This window comes from Okeania sp. SIO2B9 (assembly GCF_010672505.1).
Lineage (GTDB): Bacteria > Cyanobacteriota > Cyanobacteriia > Cyanobacteriales > Microcoleaceae > Okeania > Okeania hirsuta.
This window is the reverse complement of record NZ_JAAHGK010001528.1, coordinates 1-1,596: the sequence shown is the minus strand read 5'-3', so window position 1 is coordinate 1,596 and position 1,596 is coordinate 1. Positions and strand designations below refer to the sequence as shown.

2 protein-coding genes are annotated in these 1,596 nt (G+C 36.0%); both read right to left on the bottom strand.

The genetic code is table 11. The annotated features are described in order from the left end of the window. A partial coding sequence (gene tal / locus F6K13_RS32310) for a transaldolase (protein ID WP_287289783.1) occupies positions 1–948 on the bottom strand: 948 nt, incomplete at its 3' end. A gap of 280 nt (positions 949–1,228) precedes the next feature. After that, on the bottom strand, positions 1,229–1,596 hold a 368-nt coding region (locus tag F6K13_RS32305), incomplete at its 5' end, for an IS200/IS605 family accessory protein TnpB-related protein (protein ID WP_287289781.1).

Below are 1,596 nucleotides of genomic sequence, written 5' to 3'. Positions count from 1 at the left end.
ATGACAGTGATCAGCACAAGCATCTATGGTTTGGGGAGGCAAAGTATTTACTGTATCAGGCCCAATTAATTCATCCACATACATCACATCACTGTAGGTGGGATTTTTGGTGCTAGTACTTGCCCATAATAGCCTTTGCATTGTTGCACCTTTTGCAGATAGAGCTTTCCAGCGGTCGCTCTGAATAATTTTTTTGTATTCTTGATAGGCTATTTTGGCATTAGCGATCGCTACTTTTCCTTTGACGGTTTCTAGTTTGGCCTTGACAGTATCATCGGTTACATTCTTGATTTTGCTATCAATAGTAGCGTCAATATTACTATCAATGCGACTTAAAAAGAAACTTGCCACAGAAGCTATCTTACTGACATCTTCTCCTTTAGCTGCTCTTGCTTCTAGACCTTCAATATAGGCCCAAGCGGTGTTTACATAGCTTTCTACAGAAAATAGCAAAGTGACATTGACATTAATCCCTTCACTAATAACTTTTGTTACTGCTGGTAAACCTTCCGGTGTACCTGGAATTTTAATCATTAGGTTTTCGCGACCGATAGCAGTATAATAACGAATTGCTTCGCTGATGGTACTTTCTGTATCTTTGGCTATAGTAGGTGGGACCTCAATACTAATATAACCATCTAATCCATTAGTTTGTTCGTAGACTGGCATAAATATATCGCAAGCATCACGAATATCCTTAAAAACAAGAGATTCGTAAATTTCCATCACTGACTTACCAGCGCTGATACCTGCTTCAATATCTGCATCATAGATAGCATTACCAGCGATTGCTTTCTCAAAGATAGCGGGATTAGAAGTGATACCACGAATCCCTTTCTGGGCAATCATATTTTTGAGTTCCCCAGACTCAATGATATTGCGACTGAGATTATCCATCCAGATACTCTGACCGAAGTCTTTGATTTCGAGCAAATGATTAGTTGTCATAGCTACCTTACCTTAATTGTTACTATTTTCCTTGGAGTTTTTTGTGTTCTTATATACTGCGAAAAAAGAACTAAGCTGTTAATTTTTCAAACGCAGTATTCAAAATTTCTTTAGTATTGCGATCAGCAGTCAGAAAGTTGAAATAAAATCTGCGTTCTGATTACAAACTTTTACATACCGACGTTAAGTTGTATTAACCGCTCAACTAAACTTACTAAAAACTCTGAAAGTATAGTCATTCGTAGTGGTTCAAGCACTACAGGGTTAAACGGCAAACCCTTTATTCCCCAAAAACATCGGGAATTACTTTTCTAATTATATTAAATGCTCCATTCACATCAGCATTTAATAACTTATTATCTCCTGTTTTATACAATCCTCTTGCTATTCTTTTTCCTTTAAATATCGGTTTTGACTCACCAGATTTTGGTAATTCATCTTGCTCTAAAGAACTTGATTGTGATCTATAGGATTCTTCGGTAATTATTACTTTTATCCCTTTTAAATGAGCTTTATATCTTAACATCTCTATTAATCTATAATCAGGTATGTTAACAAACTCTTGATTGTTCTTTTTCCCGAGATTAATAGATTGTTTCCACTTTTCATTCTGTCCAATTATTAAGGTTCCTATTTGGTGTGAGGTAA